Genomic DNA, 14,874 nt, shown 5'->3' on the forward strand with positions numbered 1-14,874 from the left:
AGCGCCCTGGTACGGGCAAAGCGCCGGCATTCTGGAGCGGCAGGACTGTACTCACGACGCAGTGGGGCGCCATGGAGCCCTCCGAAGGGCTCGGCCTGCTCGCCGCCGCCCCTGCGGAACCGCAGGCCCGGCCCGTACCAGCAGCAGGCGGCCATCGTGGCCCCTCGGCCGATCCGACGGACGGCGGAGATCACGGACTGATCCCGGACCACTCCCGGAGCCCGGCCAGGCCTCTTCGGGAGTTCCCGGGCCCTGCTTCAGCGTTCCCCGTCGCTGGAGACCGTGGTCGACATCCGTTGCGGCGCGGTCGTCGACGGATGGAAGGCGCTGAAAGTGCCCGGTTCCGGCTGAGCGTAGAAACGCGGCCCCGGGTCGGGGCCGACGCCGGTGCGATCTGCGTCAACAGGGTCGGATATCTCAAGGTTTGACCGTCATGGAGATGCGGTCGGCGTGCGCCCCAGCAGTTCAGAAGCGAGACAGCTTCCAGCCAAGGCCCTCTGGTCCCTATGCGGAGTCAGCGAGCCTCGTACACGATCCAGATCTGTCCTGGGGCGAACGGCATGCGCCCGCCGTCCGGCGTCGTGAACGCGGTGCCGGACTCAGCTGTGTCCCGCCTCCAGTCGGCCTCGTACGCTGTGCCGTTGCGCAGGACCAGCGCGGCGCCGGAGCCCACGGTCTCGGTATACGGAGAGTTGTTGCCCCACCGGTCGTGGAAGCTCGACGGTCGCACCGTCACGTACTGCAAGATGACCGTGGCCGCACCCAATTGCTCCCCTGACGCTGTCCGGAAAGGCGTGCCATCCATGGTCAGCAGCCACTGCTGCCGGCCTGCCGACCAGGTGAAGCCGAAGCGTGCGGCCGGATAGCGGACGGTGTAGGCGGCGGTCGGTTTCCCGCCCGGGGGCGGGGGGCCGAAGCTGAGCCCGGCGTATCCGGCGGCGTTTGCGCCGGGGGTGTCGTGCAGGGCCCGCTCGGGCCGCAGATACAGATTGTGCGGGGCGGCTCGATCCCGGCTGCGGAAGTACGCGGCCGGTGCCTCGTCGGGCGGAAGTGCGTTCAGGGGAGCTGCCTTGATGACCGGGAGGAGCTTGGTCTGTGCCCCGGAGAAGGCGAGGGTCGGCCGGTCGAACTGCCGGAGCAGTTCCAGGTCGGTTTCACGAGCGCTGCGCACCGGACCGACGACGGGCGGCACGTGGGAGGAGTAGAGGGCGAGTATCCGGCTGAGCCCGGACTCAACCTGCTCGACGTAGACGATGTCCGCCTTGTCGAGGCCGGTCTGGGGGCGGGCCGGGCCGACGTTGTCGATCTTCACCGCGAGTACGTGTGAGCCTGGCACGGGCGTGGCACGACCGCCCGGCGGCTTCGTGCCCGCGCCGCCCTGGCAGCCCGACACCGCGAGGGCGAGCGTGGCCACCAGCATCGCGAGCGTGGCCACTGCTGATTTCCTCCGCGTCGCACGCCCGGCGCGCTTTCGGGCGGTCGTGGACTGACCACAGCACGATCTGTTCCGCATGTCTCCATTCTCGGACGACCGAGAGCGGGGAGGTTGGGCCGAACGTCTCAGATCGAGGCCGAACCACAACCCCACCACCTTCGGTGAACGGCCGCGTGACGACACATCGGCTGTCACTCACAGCGTGGACCCCACGCAAGCCCTGGAGCACTCTGTCTGCGACCCGCGGTTCAGGCCGTCGGGATCCTCGTGAAGTGCCCGGCGATGTGCAGGTCGGCCTCGATCCGGGCGGCTGTCGCCTGCAGTTCGGGCAGGACCTCGGTCAGACACTGTTCCACCGTGCGACGGCTGCTGTGCATGGCGACGTTCACGGCCGCGACCGCTCGTCCGTCGAGGTCGCGCACCGGTACGGCGAGTGAGCGCAGGCCCTCCTCGAGCTCCTCGTCGACCAGCGCGTACCCGTCTTCCGCCACGTGCTCGAAGACCGTGTCGAGCTCCGGCAGGCCGGTGATGGTCCGGGGTGTCAGCGCCCGCAGTTCGGTGCGCTCCAGCCGGGCGGCGCGATCCCGCGGCGGCAGGTCGGCCAGCAGGACGCGGCCCATGGACGCCGCGTAGGCCGGAAACCTGGTGCCGATCTGGATGTTGACGCTCATGATGCGGCCGGTGGCGACACGGGCCGTGTACTGGATCGCGTCGCCGTCGAGCACCGCCAGGGACGCCGAATCGTGCACCTGCTGGACGAGTGTGACCAGATGGGGCGAGGCGATCTCGGAGAGCGTGGTGCGTGACATCGGCGGATAGCCGAGCGCGAGCACTCTCGGGGTGAGGCGGAAGCTCCGCTCCCGCGCCTCCACATGGCCGAGGTGCTCGAGCGTGATGAGAGCGCGGCGGGCCGTGGCGCGGGCGAGACCGGTGGCTTCGGCGATGGCGGTGAGAGTGAGCTCCGCCCTGCCGTCTCCGAAGGCAGTGAGGACGGTGAGGCCGCGCGCAAGGGATTCCACGAACTCCGCGCCGAGTTCCTGCTTGGAGGCGTTGGTCCAGTCGGCGAGTCCACCGGCCTGCTCCTCTGCTGCCTGCTCCTTCGCGGCCCGCTCTTCCCCGGCCTGTTCCTCCCCGGCCTGTTTCTCCTGTGCCGGCCGGCTCTCGCGCAGGCGCTCCTCCATGGCGGCCACGGCATCGCGCGCCCGCGGCAGCAGCGACTCCCGCAGTGACTCGGCGCTGTGGCGACTGGTGTGGCTCACCACGCTCACCGCGCAGACCACTTCTCCGTCGGGGGCCCGGACCGGCAGCGCGAGGGCGATCAGGCCCGGTTCGATCAGCTGGTCGTCCACGGCCCAGCCCTGCCGACGGGCCGCGGCCGCGCGCTCTTCGAAGGTGAGACCGTCCTCGGCCGCGTGAGGAGGTGGCAGGGCGGGCAGGAAAGCGTGGCCGTCCGGGTCGGCGGCACGCCGCGCGCGCCAGTGCGCCCACTCCTCCTCGCTCCAGTACCCGGCAAACACCGTTCCCTGCGCGGTGCGTTCGGCGGGCAGCAGATCCCCGATGCGGAACGTGAGGGACATGGCACGCCGCCGGGTGGTCTGGTGGACGAAGCGAATGCCGTCGCGGTCGGGCACGGCCAGCGACACGGACTCGTCAAGTTCCTCGGCGAGCTTCTCGGCGAGCGGGCCGAGCGGTCCCGGCAGGCGGATGGCGGCCAGATAGGCGTTGCCCAGTTCCATCAGGCGGGGCGCGAGGACGGCGGTGTGCCCGTCGAGCCGCAGGTAGCCCATGCGCGCCAGGGTGGCGGCGATCCGGTCGACGGTGGAGCGGGCGAGTCCGGTGGAGCGTACGAGCTCGCTGACGGTCATCCGGCCGCCGGCCTCGCTGATGTCACGCAGCACGGAGACGCCGCGCATCAGCGGTCCCACGGCTTCGGCGGGCGCTGTGTCGTGGGGCGGTGTCGTGACGGCCATCGGCCCTCCGTGCGGTTCTGGAGCGGGGCACTTCTGTGTCTTCGAGCATCGGCGTCCCCTGCAGCCGTTGACATTGCGTGGCCGGTAAACGCACACTCGTCGCGTACAAATGAACTGTAGTTCATCTGGCGAACGGCTGCATCCCTGCAGGTTCTGTCAGCTCATGACAAGGAACCCCTCCATGGACAAAGTCAAGCAGAGCGCCGCCGAGGCGGTCGGCGACATCGGGGACGACGCCTCCCTCGCCGTCGGCGGCTTCGGCCTGAGCGGTGTGCCGAACACGCTGATCGCCGCGCTCTTGGCTCGTGGTGTCCGCGGACTGCAGGTGGTCTCCAACAACTGCGGGGTGGACGGCGCCGGGCTCGGCACACTGCTCGCAGCGGGCCGCATCGCCCGCGTCACCGGCTCGTACATCGGCGAGAACAAGGAATTCGCCCGCCAGTACCTCGGCGGCGAGCTCGAGGTTGAGCTCGTGCCCCAGGGCACACTCGCCGAGCGACTGCGGGCAGGCGGCTGCGGCATCCCCGCCTTCTTCACCCCCGCCGGTGTCGGCACGCAGGTCGCCGACGGCGGCCTGCCCCGCCGGTACGCGGCCGGGAGTACCTCCCGGCCGGAGGCGGGGGGAGGCCAGGCGGCCGTGCTGAGCCCCGCCAAGGAAGTCCGTGTCTTCGGCGGACTCGAGCATGTCCTCGAGTACGGCATCACCACCGACTTCGCGCTCGTACGGGCCGCAAAGGGCGACCGCTACGGCAATCTCGTCTTCAACAAGGCATCCCGCAACTTCAACCCCCTTGCCGCGATGGCGGGCCGGGTGACCATCGCCGAGGTCGAGGAACTCGTCGAACCCGGCGAGCTGGACCCCGATGCCGTTCATCTGCCCGGGGTGTTCGTCCAGCGCGTGGTGGCGCTCACCCCCGAGCAGGCCGCCGACAAGCAGATCGAGAAGAGGACGGTACGAGCCTGATGGCCTGGACACGAGACGAGATGGCTGCCCGCGCGGCCGCCGAGCTGACCGACGGCTCGTACGTCAACCTCGGCATCGGACTGCCCACGCTCGTCCCCAACTTCCTTCCCGAAGGCGTGGATGTGGTGCTCCACTCGGAGAACGGGGTCCTCGGCGTCGGGCCCTACCCGACGAACGACGAGATCGACCCGGACCTCATCAACGCGGGCAAGGAGACCGTCACGGTCCGGCCCGGAGCAGCCTTCTTCGACTCCGCGCTCTCCTTCGGCATGATCCGCGGCGGCCACATCGATGCCGCCATCCTGGGCGGCATGCAGGTCTCTGCCACCGGTGACCTCGCCAACTGGTCGATCCCCGGCAAGATGATCAAGGGCATGGGGGGCGCCATGGACCTGGTCCACGGAGCCCGTCGCGTCATTGTCCTGACCGATCACACGGCCAGGGACGGCTCCCCGAAGATCGTCCAGGAGTGCACGCTCCCGCTCACCGGCACAGCCTGCGTGCACCGCATCATCACCGACCTCGGCGTCCTCGACGTCACCGAGGACGGACTGCTTCTCGTCGAGACCGCTCCCGGAGTCACCCTCGACGAGGTGCAGGACAGGACCGCCGCGCCCGTCCGCGTCCCGGCCCCCACCCGCTGACACCTCTTCTTGGGCCTCTCCCTCCGTCCGTACCAGGAGCTGATATGACCGACCGCCTCCGTGATGTCTATGTCGTCGACGCCGTCCGCACTCCGATAGGCAAGTACGGCGGCGCGCTCGCCGGTATACGGCCCGACGACCTCGCAGCCGGTGTGCTCGGCGCCCTCGTCTCCCGTACACCCCACCTCGACCCGGCGCGTATCGACGATGTCTTCTTCGGCAACGCCAACGGGGCGGGGGAGGAGAACCGCGACGTCGCACGCATGGCCGTGCTGCTGGCCGGGCTCCCCGTCACCGTGCCCGGCGCTACGGTCAACCGGCTCTGCGGCTCCGGCATGGAAGCGGTCATCCAGGCCGCCCGGGCCATCGCCGTCGGGGACGCGTCCATCGCGGTCGCGGGCGGAGTCGAGTCGATGAGCCGCGCGCCCTGGGTGGTGCCCAAGCCCGAACGCGCCTTCCCCGCGGGTCATCAGGAGATGTTCTCGACCACCCTCGGCTGGCGGATGGTCAACCCGCGTATGCCCAAGGAGTGGACGGTCTCCCTCGGTGAAGGCGCCGAGCTGATCGCCGACCGGTACGGCATCGACCGCGAGGCGCAGGACGCCTTCGCCCTCGAAAGCCACCAGAAGGCCGCCCGTGCCTGGGAGGCAGGTCTGTACGACTCCGAGGTCGTCCCCTTCGACGGCGTCGATCTGGCCCGGGACGAAAGCATCCGTGACAACACCTCGACCGAGGCCCTCGCCAAGCTCAAGCCCGTCTTCCGCCAGGGCGGCACCGTCACGGCGGGCAACTCCTCACCGCTCAACGACGGCGCCGCGGCCCTGCTGCTCACCGACGAGGACGGCCTGCGCGCCACCGGACGCGAGCCGCTGGCCAGGATCGGAGCCACTGCCGTGACCGGCATCGAGCCGCAGTACTTCGGAGCCGGGCCCGTCGAAGCGGTCCACCGTGCACTCAAGAGGGCCGGCCGCGACCTCGGAGACCTCAGCACCCTTGAACTCAACGAGGCGTTCGCGGCCCAGGCACTCGCCTGCGTCGGTCAGTGGCCCGGACTGGACCCGGCCGTGGTCAACCCGCGTGGCGGCGCCATCTCCCTCGGCCATCCGCTCGGCGCGTCGGGCGCCCGTATCACCGGAGCCGTCGCCCACCAGCTTGCCGCAGCGGGTTCCGGCACCGGCATCGCCGCCCTGTGTATCGGCGTGGGGCAGGGCCTGGCACTCGTACTGGAGAAGTGACCCATGACCGCCGGCCGGCCGGCGATCCCCAACCAGCTGACCCAGCAGCAGATCAGCGCGGAGATCACCGATGCCCACGAAGCCGTCCGGAAGGCCGTGGCGGGCGGCAGCGCCCCACCGCACCACCCGGGCCGCGACTTCGCTCCCTACCGCAGCAGCCTGCTGCGCCATCCCCACCGGCCCCTGGTCGCCGTCCGTGACGATCCCGAGGCCGCCGAAGTGTCCGGACCGGTCTTCGGCGTCACCGATGTCACCGAACTCGACGCGGATCTGACCCGGCAGCACGCGGGCGAACCGCTCGGCGAACGGATCGTCGTCACCGGCCGGGTGCTCGACCGGGCGGGCCGGCCGGTGCGCCGGCAGCTCGTCGAGGTGTGGCAGGCGAACGCCTCGGGCCGATACGCCCACCAGCGCGACCAGCACCCGGCGCCCCTCGACCCGAACTTCACCGGCGTGGGCCGCTGTCTGACCGACGACCACGGGCAGTACCGGTTCACCACGATCAAGCCGGGCGCGTACCCCTGGCGCAATCACGTCAACGCCTGGCGGCCGGCACACATCCACTTCTCGCTCTTCGGTACCCGGTTCACCCAGCGCCTGGTGACCCAGATGTACTTCCCCGGCGATCCGCTCTTCCCGTACGACCCGATCCTTCAGTCCGTCACCGACGCCGACGCCCGCGCCCGGCTGGTCGCCGAATACCGCCACGAGCTGTCCACCCCCGAATGGGCACTCGGCTACCGCTGGGACATCGTCCTCGAGGGGCCCGCCGCCACGCTCCCGGACCCGGAGGACCATTGATGCACCCCACCCCCTCCCAGACCGTCGGCCCGTTCTACGGATATGCCCTGCCGTTCCCCGGCGGCGGCGACATCGCTCCCGCCGGTCATCCCGAAACACTGACCGTTCACGGGTATGTGCGCGACGGGAACGGCGACCCGGTGCCCGACGCGCTGCTGGAGACCTGGCAGAGCGGGCCGGACGGCACCGGGCGGCCCGGTTCACTGCGGCGCGACCCGGTGACGGGCGGCTTCCTCGATCGCAACGGGGTGGACTTCACCGGCTTCGGCCGTGTGGCCACCGACGCGGACGGCCACTGGGCGGTGCGCACCCTCGCGCCGCCCGCCACCGCGCCGTATCTGGCGGTGTGTGTCTTCGCCCGCGGGCTCATGCACCACCTGTTCACCCGCGCCTACTTCGCACAGCCGGCCTCGGACCCGCTGCTGTCCGCCCTGCCTCAGGAGCGCAGGGACACCCTGATCGCACACGAGGAGCGGGAGCGGACCTACCGCTTCGACATTCATCTGCAGGGGGAGAAGGAGACGGTCTTCCTTGACTTCCACCGATGAGACGGCCGGCTGCCCGGAGTGGGACACCGGGTTGCTCGCACCCGTCAGGGCAGGCAGCCCCGCCGAGGCGGCCACCGGCGACCGGGCGGTCCTGCAGGCTCTGCTCGACGCCGAAGCCGCCCTGACCCGGGCGCAGTCCGCCGTCGGACTGGCACCGGCAGCGGCGGGCCACTCCGTCACCGAGGCCGCCCACGCGGACCGGTTCGACGCCCGCTCCCTGGCGCTGCGCGCCCGAGGCGGCGGCAACCCGGTCCTCCCGCTCGTCGCCGACCTCACACACAAGGTGGCCCAACGTGCCCCGGAACACGCCGAGTTCGTCCACCGCGGAGCCACGAGCCAGGACATCGTCGACACCGCGCTCATGCTGGTCGCCGCCAGGACGCTGGATCTGACCACCGCCGAACTGGTGCGTATCGGCGAAGAGCTGGCCCTGCTGGCGGACGCGCACCGCGGCACGCCGATGCCCGCGCGCACACTCACGCAGCACGCCGTTCCCACCACCTTCGGTCTCAAGGCCGCCGGATGGCGCTCCCTCGTCCTGGACGCCCACGACCGTCTCGCCCGCGTTCGGCTCTCGCTGCCCGCCCAACTCGGTGGCGCGGCAGGCACACTGGCCGCCTTCCACGCGTACGCGAACCATGGCGACAACGAGGAAGACGTGGGCCTGGCGCTGATCGCCGCGTACGCCGCCGAACTCGGCCTCGCCGCCCCCGACATGCCGTGGCACACGCTCCGTACGCCGGTCGCCGACCTCGGGAGCGCACTCGCGTTCACCGCCGGCGCACTGGGCAAGATCGCCGCCGATGTCCTGGTGCTCTCCCGTACCGAGATCGGGGAGGTCGCCGAGTCGGCCGGCGGTGACTCCTCCGCCATGCCCCACAAGAGCAACCCGGTCAGGGCGACCCTGATCGCCTCCGCCGCCCGCCAGGTACCGTCGCTGTCGGCCGTTCTCCACGGTTCGCTGGCCGCGGAGGACGAACGGCCCGCAGGAGCCTGGCACGCGGAGTGGCAGCCCCTGCGCGACGCCCTGCGCCTGACCGGCGGGGCCGCCCACAACGCGGCCGAACTCTGCGCCGATCTGCTGATCCTGCCGGAAAGGATGCGCATGAACCTCGATCTGACCGGCGGTCTGATTCTCAGTGAACGGCTGAGCGCCGAGCTCGCCCCGGTCATCGGCCGCGGCGCCGCGAAGGAACTGCTCGCGAAGGCCTCGCGGCGCGCCGCCGAGCACGGCACCGGACTGGTCGAGGCCCTGCGACAGGAATCGGGCGGGCTCCCCGAGGCGCTGCTGCACAGACTCGCCGACCCTCTCGGGTACCTCGGCTCCGCCGCCTCGCTCATCGACCGCGCGCTCGCCCGCCACCCTCACCGGGGCCTCTGATGACTCTTCACCACCGAGCCGAGGGACCCCTCGACGCACCCTCGCTCTACCTCGGGCCGTCGTTGGGCACATCGCTCGCCGTCTGGGACAAGCAGGCCCCCGCGCTCGCCCGGCAGTATCGAGTCGTCCGCTGGGACCTGCCGGGCCACGGGGCCTCGCCGACCGGCCTGCTTCCCACTCCTGCCGCCATGGCAGACCTGGGACGTCTGGTGCTCGACCTCGCCGATTCCCTGGGCCATGACTCCTTCGCGTACGCGGGCATCTCGCTCGGCGGAGCGGTCGGCACATGGCTGGCCGCGCACCATCCGTCCCGGATCACCTCGCTCACCCTCGTGTGCTCATCGGCACGGTTCGGCGAACCCCAACCCTGGCTGGACCGAGCCGAGTTGATGAGGACGAAGGGGGCGGAGCCGCTCGCCGCGACCGCGCGCGACCGCTGGTTCACGCCCGCCTTCGCGGCCTCGGGCGATCTCGCCGTCGACTCGCTGCCCGCCGACCTTCGATCCGTTGATCCGGAGAGCTACGCGGGCTGCTGCGAAGTGCTCGCCGGCCTCGATCTGCGGCCCGACCTTGCCCGTATCACCGCGCCGACCCTTGTCGTCGCCGGCCGCGACGACAAAGCCACGCCGCCACCCCACGCACGGGCCCTCGCCGACGGCATCCGCGACACCCACCTCGTCGAACTGCCGCGCGCCGCCCATCTGGCCAATGTCGAGCAGCCCCGCGCTGTACTCGACGCCCTGCTCACCCGACTCGGATCCGCCCCGGACGGCATCGGCCCGGACCGCGGCGGCGACGGGATGGCAGTGCGCAGGGCGGTGCTCAGGGAAGAGCTCGCGATGCACGTCCGCGCCGCCCTGCGCAACGGCCTGACTCCGGACGAGATTGCCGACGTCCTGCGCGAACACGATGTGAACCACCCCTGGGAAGAGGATCGCTGATGCACACCACCGTCGGCATCATCGGCGGCGGCCCCGCCGGACTGCTGCTCGCCCGGCTGCTGCGCAACGCCGGCATCGACAGCGTGACCCTGGAGTCGCGCGACCGCGCGTACGTCGAGAACCGCCAGCGTGCAGGCATCCTCGAACAGGGCACGGTGGACGCCCTGCGCTCCGCCGGAGTCGCGGAGCGCATGGACCGCGAGGGGATGGTCCACGACGGTATCGAGCTGCGCTTCGACCGAGGCGCCCACCGGCTCGACTTCCCCGCTCTCACCGGCGGCAGGAGCGTGATGGTGTATGCGCAGACCGAAGTGGTGAAGGATTTGATAGCCCGCCAGCTCATCGACGGCGGACCGCTGTTGTTCGAGGCGGAGGTGCGCTCGGTGGAGGGCGCCGAAGGCGACCGGCCGGTCGTCCACTACGTGCACGAGGGACGGGAGCAGACCCTCACCTGTGACTATGTCGTGGGCTGCGACGGCTTCCACGGGGTGACGCGCAACGCGGTCCCCGAGTCGGTCCGGACGACGTACGAGCGTATCCACCCCTACTCCTGGCTGGGGATTCTCGCCCAAGCACCCCCGGTCTACGACGAGTTGATCTACGCCCACTCGGCGCGTGGCTTCGCCCTGGCCAGCATGCGGTCGCCCGCCGTCAGCCGGCTCTACCTCCAGGTCCCCAACGACACCGATCCCGCCGACTGGCCGGACGAGCGCGTCTGGGACGAACTGGACGCCCGCTTCGCCATCGGCACCGACCCCGGCTGGAAGCTCGAGCGAGGTCCCGTCTCCTCCAAGGCGGTTCTCCCGATGCGCAGTTCGGTGACCGAGCCGATGCGCTTCGGCCGTGTCTTCCTGGCCGGGGACGCGGCGCACATTGTCCCGCCGACGGGCGCGAAGGGCCTCAACCTGGCGGCATCCGACGTGATCGTCCTCGCCCGCGCATTGATCCACGAGCAGAAGTCGGGCTCGCCGGAGTTGCTCGACGCCTACTCCGACACCTGCCTGCGCCGGGTCTGGCGGGCGGAGCACTTCTCGTACTTCATGACGACGATGCTCCACACGGACCCGTCCCAGTCTGCCTTCGACACCCGTCTGCAGCTGTCCCAGCTGCAGCGCGTGGCGAACTCGCCGCACGCGGCAGCGGAGTTGGCGGCCAACTACACCGGGCTGCCGATCGCGTGAGGCAGGGCGACAGCCGGGCCCGGGCGCACGGAAAATGCCGAGCAGGCTTCCCTCGCCGATGACTAGGGTGCATGCGTGATCAACAGCGAGGGGGCCCTGCTCGGGGCCGAAGCGGCACGTCGCCTGGCTGAGGCCGACTGCTGCGAGATCGAACCAGGCCTCAGCGACGACGAGTTCCACCGCATCGAGACGACATACGGCTTCCGTTTCTCCGACGACCACCGCGCCTTCCTGGCAGCCGGCCTGCCGGTCAGCCAACCGCCTGACGAGGCAGCGACGTGGGAGAAGCCCTGGCCGGACTGGCGCAGCGGCGACGAGGACGATCTGCGGTATCGCCTCGCCTGGCCCACCGACGGAGTCCTGCGAAGCGTCGAACACGGCTACTGGCATCCGGCGTGGGGCACCCGTCCCTCTGTACTCGAGGACGCTCTTACTGAGGCGCGGAACCATCTGGCCTTGGTGCCGCAGCTGGTTCCGGTCTATGCGCACCGGTTCCTGCCCGCGGGACAGGGGACCTTCGGGCGGCCTGTCCTCTCGATGTGGGGCACGGACATCATCTACTACGGCGTCGACCTGGCCGACTACATCAGCCATGAGTTCGTCGAAGACGAAGACGAAGACGAAGACGAAGATGAAGACGAACACGAGGGTGAACACGAGGATGCCCCCGCCAATCCGCCGGCGTCGGTGACGTTCTGGGAGCATTTCATCCAGTGAAAGACCAGAGGCCGGCCGGATGCGGGATTGCTTTCGGCCGACCCTGGTCTGTCCGGGGGCGGGGAGAGGTCAGCCGTCGGCGGCCGTCACCGGCGACGCCTTCACCGCCCGTGCGGACGCGCCCGCGCCATGGCTGCCCAGCCGGGCCGCCAGCGGGACGAGGGACACCGCGATCGCCCCGAGCAGGCCTGCCAGAGCGAATGCAGTGAAGCCCCAGCTCTCGTTGCCGCCCTGGGCCAGCGCGCCGCCCATCCACGGGCCGAGCACGGCACCCGTACGCCCGACGCCCGTCACCCAGCCGAGGCCCGCTGCGCGTTCGCTGCCCCGGTAGACCGTGTTGGTGGCCGCGTACACCATCACCTGAGCGCTGAACAGCCAGACCCCGGTGAAGGCCACGACGACGTAGGTGATCCCCAGCGGCAGGTGCGACTTCAGCAGGAGTGCGCCCGTCGCGGTGAGGAGGAACCAGATCGCCGAGACCTTGACCGCGCCGAACCGGTCCGCCGTACGCCCGGCGATCAGCATGCCGACGATGCCGCCGGCGTTGATGACAAGCAGGAAGCTGACGGAGGAGGTGAGTCCGTAGCCGGAAGCCCGCATCAGCTGCGGCAGCCAGGTGGACACGCCGTACACGAGGAGCAGACCGCAGAACGAGGCCAGCCAGAGGAGGGGCGTCGCCCAGCGGGACTCCGGCCGGAACAGGGCCAGTACGGCGTCGAAGCGGCCCTTCGCTCCGGAGGCCGGGGCCTCGACGGGGGTAGGGCGAGGAAGACCGAACCGGTCGGCGACCGCGTCGGCCCTGTCCGGCTCGCCGCGGGCGAGCAGCACACCGGGGGACTCGGGCAGCACCTTGTACAGCAGGGGCACGACGATCGCCGCGGGGAGCACGCCCGCCCAGAACACCCAGCGCCAGCCGACCGAGGGTGCCACCGTCAGTCCGAGCCCCGTGGCTGCCATGCCACCGAAGTGGTACGAGGTCATCAGCAGCCCGGTGGTCAGTGCGGCGCGACGCGGCGGCGCGAACTCCATCACCATGGCCAGACAGAGCGGCATGAGTCCGCCGAGGCCGAGGCCCGCGATGAAGCGGCCGGTTCCGAACAGCGCGGGGGAGCCGGCCGTCGCACAGACGGCGGAGGCGATGGAGAAGAGCGTCACGCTCACGATGAGCACGGGCCGGCGGCCGAGCCAGTCGGTGATGTTTCCGGCGACGAGTGCGCCGATGAGCATGCCGAAGGTGGTCCAGCTTCCGATGGTGCCCGCACTGGCCGGGGTCAGCCCGAGGCCGGGGTCGTCGAGCATGTGCGGCATGACGGCGCCGTAGATGTTGACATCCATGCCGTCGAAGAAGACGGCGAGCCAGCAGAGGGCGAGGACGGGGAGCACGCTGCGGAATGTGTGCGTCGGTCGTTCAGGGGCCGGGTTCCGCGCGCCCGGTGTACCGGTGGAAGTCATATGTGTCCCTGGAAGCGAGCGAGAGCGACTGTGTTCGTCTGGTGAACTTCATTTCACTATTCGATTGCGATGAGTGTCGGGGCGAGGCGGGCGGGTGTCAATGCGCCGGTGGCGGGAGTTTGCCGTCCACTGGGCGAAGGGAGCTGAACACACGGCTGGGGCCCCCGAGTCCCGGGCTTCAGCCCGCGCGGGAGTGCTGGAAGCCTCGTAGATTGATCAGTGGGCAGGGCCATGGACCGCAGGAACGGGCAGGCGCGTGATGGCATGACTCTCGACTACGCAGCGCTGTTTGCCGCCACACCCAGCCCCTACCTGGTGCTCGACACAGACTTCTTCATCGTCGACGTCAACGACGCATATCTTCAGGCCACGCTCCGCACGAGAGAAGAACTGGTCGGGCAGTACGTCTTCGATGCCTTTCCCGACAATCCCGCGGACCCCGAAGCCGACGGGGTGCCGAATCTCGAGTCGTCGCTCCACCGCGTTCTGAACTCCCGTAAGCCCGACTCGATGGCCCTGCAGAGGTACGACATCCCACTCACCGACAGGCCCGGTCGGTTCGAGGAGCGGTGGTGGTCCACGATCAACACCCCGGTCCTGAAGCCGAACGGCACCGTCGCATGGGTCATTCACCGGGTCGAGGACGTAACCGCCTTCATCCACGCGCGTCGCCCGGGCACAACCCACAGCACGGGGGGCGAGGAGATGGAAGCCGAGCTCTACGCGCGGGCACGCGAACTGCAGCGACTCAACGAAGAACTGCGCCAGGCACACGCCCGTGAACGCCACGTCGCGCTCGCACTGCAGGAGGCCATGCTCCATGTACCCGATCTGAGCAAGCACACGGACATCGCGGTGCGCTATCTGCCCGCCATCGGATCGCTGAACGTGTGCGGCGATTGGTACGACATCGTCGATCTTCCCGACGGCTGCTTCGCCGTAGCGGTCGGTGACGTGGTGGGCCACGGGCTGCAAGCCGCCACCGTCATGGGAATGCTTCGCAGCGCGTTGAGCGCCGCGGCCCGGGCAGTCGAAGGTCCGGCCAAAGCACTGGAAGTGCTGGGTCTCTACGCCCGTTCCGTCGACGGGGCGCTGGCCGCCACCGCCGCCCAGGTACTGATCGACACCGGTCGCCGTCTGATCACCTACAGCAGCGCCGGCCACCCACCGCCCATCCTGCTGCATCCGGACGGTGCCTGCGAGCTCCTGGACCGGGCCACCGACCCGCCGCTGGGCGCCCGACCCGCACATGCTCCCCGCCCCGAGAGCAGCCGCGCCTACATCCCCGACTCCACCCTCGTGCTCTACACCGACGGACTTGTCGAGCGCCGAGGCGAAGATATCGACATCGGCCTCACCCGCCTCACCGATGCCCTGACCCACCACCGGCGACTCGGAGCGGAAGGCCTCGCTGACGCCGTACTGGCCCGTCTCGACGTGAGTGGCGGGGCCCGCGACGACATCGCCCTCGTCATCGTTCGACTGTGACGCCGCCCGTCTCGATCCCTTCCGGAGCTCCGCGCTCCGGCCTCCGGAGATCGCTGCCGGAGCCGAACCCGGTGATGTTGGGTTTCCGCATCGCAATGGTCATCGGTGCGGCGCATG

At 70.2% G+C, this 14,874-nt stretch carries 13 protein-coding genes; 10 read left to right on the plus strand and 3 right to left on the minus strand.

Annotation, left to right across the window (positions count from 1 at the left end):
• Positions 1-514: 514 nt before the first annotated feature.
• Together ACFWDI_RS04005 and ACFWDI_RS04010 are read right to left on the minus strand one after the other, a co-directional pair.
• The gene (locus tag ACFWDI_RS04005) at positions 515-1,420 is read right to left on the minus strand and encodes a DUF3048 domain-containing protein (RefSeq protein ID WP_385301237.1); all 906 of its coding nucleotides are present in this window, start codon (positions 1,418-1,420) and stop codon (positions 515-517) included.
• Between the two features lie 263 nt (positions 1,421-1,683).
• Positions 1,684-3,405 (minus strand): IclR family transcriptional regulator C-terminal domain-containing protein, encoded by a 1,722-nt coding sequence (locus ACFWDI_RS04010; RefSeq protein ID WP_385301160.1) that lies wholly within the window; start codon positions 3,403-3,405, stop codon positions 1,684-1,686.
• Between the two features lie 181 nt (positions 3,406-3,586).
• Here ACFWDI_RS04010 and ACFWDI_RS04015 point away from each other — a divergent pair, with 181 nt between their 5' ends.
• The 9 genes from ACFWDI_RS04015 (at position 3,587) to ACFWDI_RS04055 (ending at position 11,817) form a co-directional block, all read left to right on the plus strand.
• The gene (locus tag ACFWDI_RS04015) at positions 3,587-4,369 is read left to right on the plus strand and encodes a CoA transferase subunit A (protein ID WP_385301162.1); all 783 of its coding nucleotides are present in this window, start codon (positions 3,587-3,589) and stop codon (positions 4,367-4,369) included.
• On the plus strand, positions 4,369-5,013 hold the full coding sequence (locus ACFWDI_RS04020) for a CoA transferase subunit B (protein WP_385301164.1): 645 nt from the start codon (positions 4,369-4,371) through the stop codon (positions 5,011-5,013). The genes ACFWDI_RS04015 and ACFWDI_RS04020 overlap by 1 nt, the downstream gene beginning before the upstream one ends.
• A 44-nt stretch (positions 5,014-5,057) precedes the next feature.
• Entirely contained in the window at positions 5,058-6,248 is a 1,191-nt protein-coding gene (locus ACFWDI_RS04025; protein WP_385301165.1) for a thiolase family protein, read from the plus strand.
• Between the two features lie 3 nt (positions 6,249-6,251).
• Entirely contained in the window at positions 6,252-7,049 is a 798-nt protein-coding gene (pcaH, locus tag ACFWDI_RS04030) for a protocatechuate 3,4-dioxygenase subunit beta (protein WP_385301166.1), read from the plus strand.
• Positions 7,049-7,597: a protocatechuate 3,4-dioxygenase subunit alpha gene (pcaG, locus tag ACFWDI_RS04035; protein WP_385301167.1), complete on the plus strand. Its 549-nt coding sequence runs from the start codon at positions 7,049-7,051 to the stop codon at positions 7,595-7,597. The genes pcaH and pcaG overlap by 1 nt, the downstream gene beginning before the upstream one ends.
• Entirely contained in the window at positions 7,581-8,978 is a 1,398-nt protein-coding gene (gene pcaB / locus ACFWDI_RS04040; protein WP_385301168.1) for a 3-carboxy-cis,cis-muconate cycloisomerase, read from the plus strand. Before pcaG ends, pcaB begins: the two co-directional genes overlap by 17 nt.
• On the plus strand, positions 8,978-9,919 hold the full coding sequence (locus tag ACFWDI_RS04045; RefSeq protein WP_385301169.1) for an alpha/beta fold hydrolase: 942 nt from the start codon (positions 8,978-8,980) through the stop codon (positions 9,917-9,919). Before pcaB ends, ACFWDI_RS04045 begins: the two co-directional genes overlap by 1 nt.
• On the plus strand, positions 9,919-11,100 hold the full coding sequence (locus tag ACFWDI_RS04050) for a 4-hydroxybenzoate 3-monooxygenase (RefSeq protein WP_385301170.1): 1,182 nt from the start codon (positions 9,919-9,921) through the stop codon (positions 11,098-11,100). The genes ACFWDI_RS04045 and ACFWDI_RS04050 overlap by 1 nt, the downstream gene beginning before the upstream one ends.
• Positions 11,101-11,175: 75 nt before the next feature.
• The gene (locus tag ACFWDI_RS04055) at positions 11,176-11,817 is read left to right on the plus strand and encodes a hypothetical protein (protein ID WP_385301171.1); all 642 of its coding nucleotides are present in this window, start codon (positions 11,176-11,178) and stop codon (positions 11,815-11,817) included.
• Positions 11,818-11,886: 69 nt separating this feature from the next.
• Here the strand turns inward: ACFWDI_RS04055 and ACFWDI_RS04060 are convergent, their stop codons facing one another.
• Positions 11,887-13,200 carry an MFS transporter gene (locus ACFWDI_RS04060; RefSeq protein ID WP_385301172.1) on the minus strand — a complete coding sequence of 438 codons (1,314 nt, stop codon included), beginning with the start codon at positions 13,198-13,200 and terminating at the stop codon, positions 11,887-11,889.
• A 333-nt stretch (positions 13,201-13,533) separates the two neighbouring features.
• Here ACFWDI_RS04060 and ACFWDI_RS04065 point away from each other — a divergent pair, with 333 nt between their 5' ends.
• A complete protein-coding gene (locus ACFWDI_RS04065) occupies positions 13,534-14,757 on the plus strand; it encodes a PP2C family protein-serine/threonine phosphatase (protein WP_385301173.1) in 1,224 nt (407 codons plus the stop codon).
• Positions 14,758-14,874 lie beyond the last annotated feature (117 nt).

This window comes from Streptomyces sp. NPDC060064 (assembly GCF_042736455.1).
In the GTDB taxonomy this organism is placed as follows: domain Bacteria; phylum Actinomycetota; class Actinomycetes; order Streptomycetales; family Streptomycetaceae; genus Streptomyces.

Bases quoted from the DNA above. Each gene is read 5' to 3' on its own strand.
- ACFWDI_RS04025 (WP_385301165.1), top strand. From the start codon at position 5,058: ATGACCGACCGCCTCCGTGATGTCTATGTCGTCGACGCCGTCCGCACT.
- ACFWDI_RS04015 (WP_385301162.1), top strand. From the start codon at position 3,587: ATGGACAAAGTCAAGCAGAGCGCCGCCGAGGCGGTCGGCGACATCGGG.
- ACFWDI_RS04065 (WP_385301173.1), top strand. From the start codon at position 13,534: ATGACTCTCGACTACGCAGCGCTGTTTGCCGCCACACCCAGCCCCTAC.
- ACFWDI_RS04050 (WP_385301170.1), top strand. From the start codon at position 9,919: ATGCACACCACCGTCGGCATCATCGGCGGCGGCCCCGCCGGACTGCTG.
- ACFWDI_RS04045 (WP_385301169.1), top strand. From the start codon at position 8,978: ATGACTCTTCACCACCGAGCCGAGGGACCCCTCGACGCACCCTCGCTC.
- ACFWDI_RS04020 (WP_385301164.1), top strand. From the start codon at position 4,369: ATGGCCTGGACACGAGACGAGATGGCTGCCCGCGCGGCCGCCGAGCTG.
- ACFWDI_RS04005 (WP_385301237.1), bottom strand. From the start codon at position 1,420: ATGCTGGTGGCCACGCTCGCCCTCGCGGTGTCGGGCTGCCAGGGCGGC.
- pcaG (WP_385301167.1), top strand. From the start codon at position 7,049: ATGCACCCCACCCCCTCCCAGACCGTCGGCCCGTTCTACGGATATGCC.
- ACFWDI_RS04010 (WP_385301160.1), bottom strand. From the start codon at position 3,405: ATGGCCGTCACGACACCGCCCCACGACACAGCGCCCGCCGAAGCCGTG.
- pcaH (WP_385301166.1), top strand. From the start codon at position 6,252: ATGACCGCCGGCCGGCCGGCGATCCCCAACCAGCTGACCCAGCAGCAG.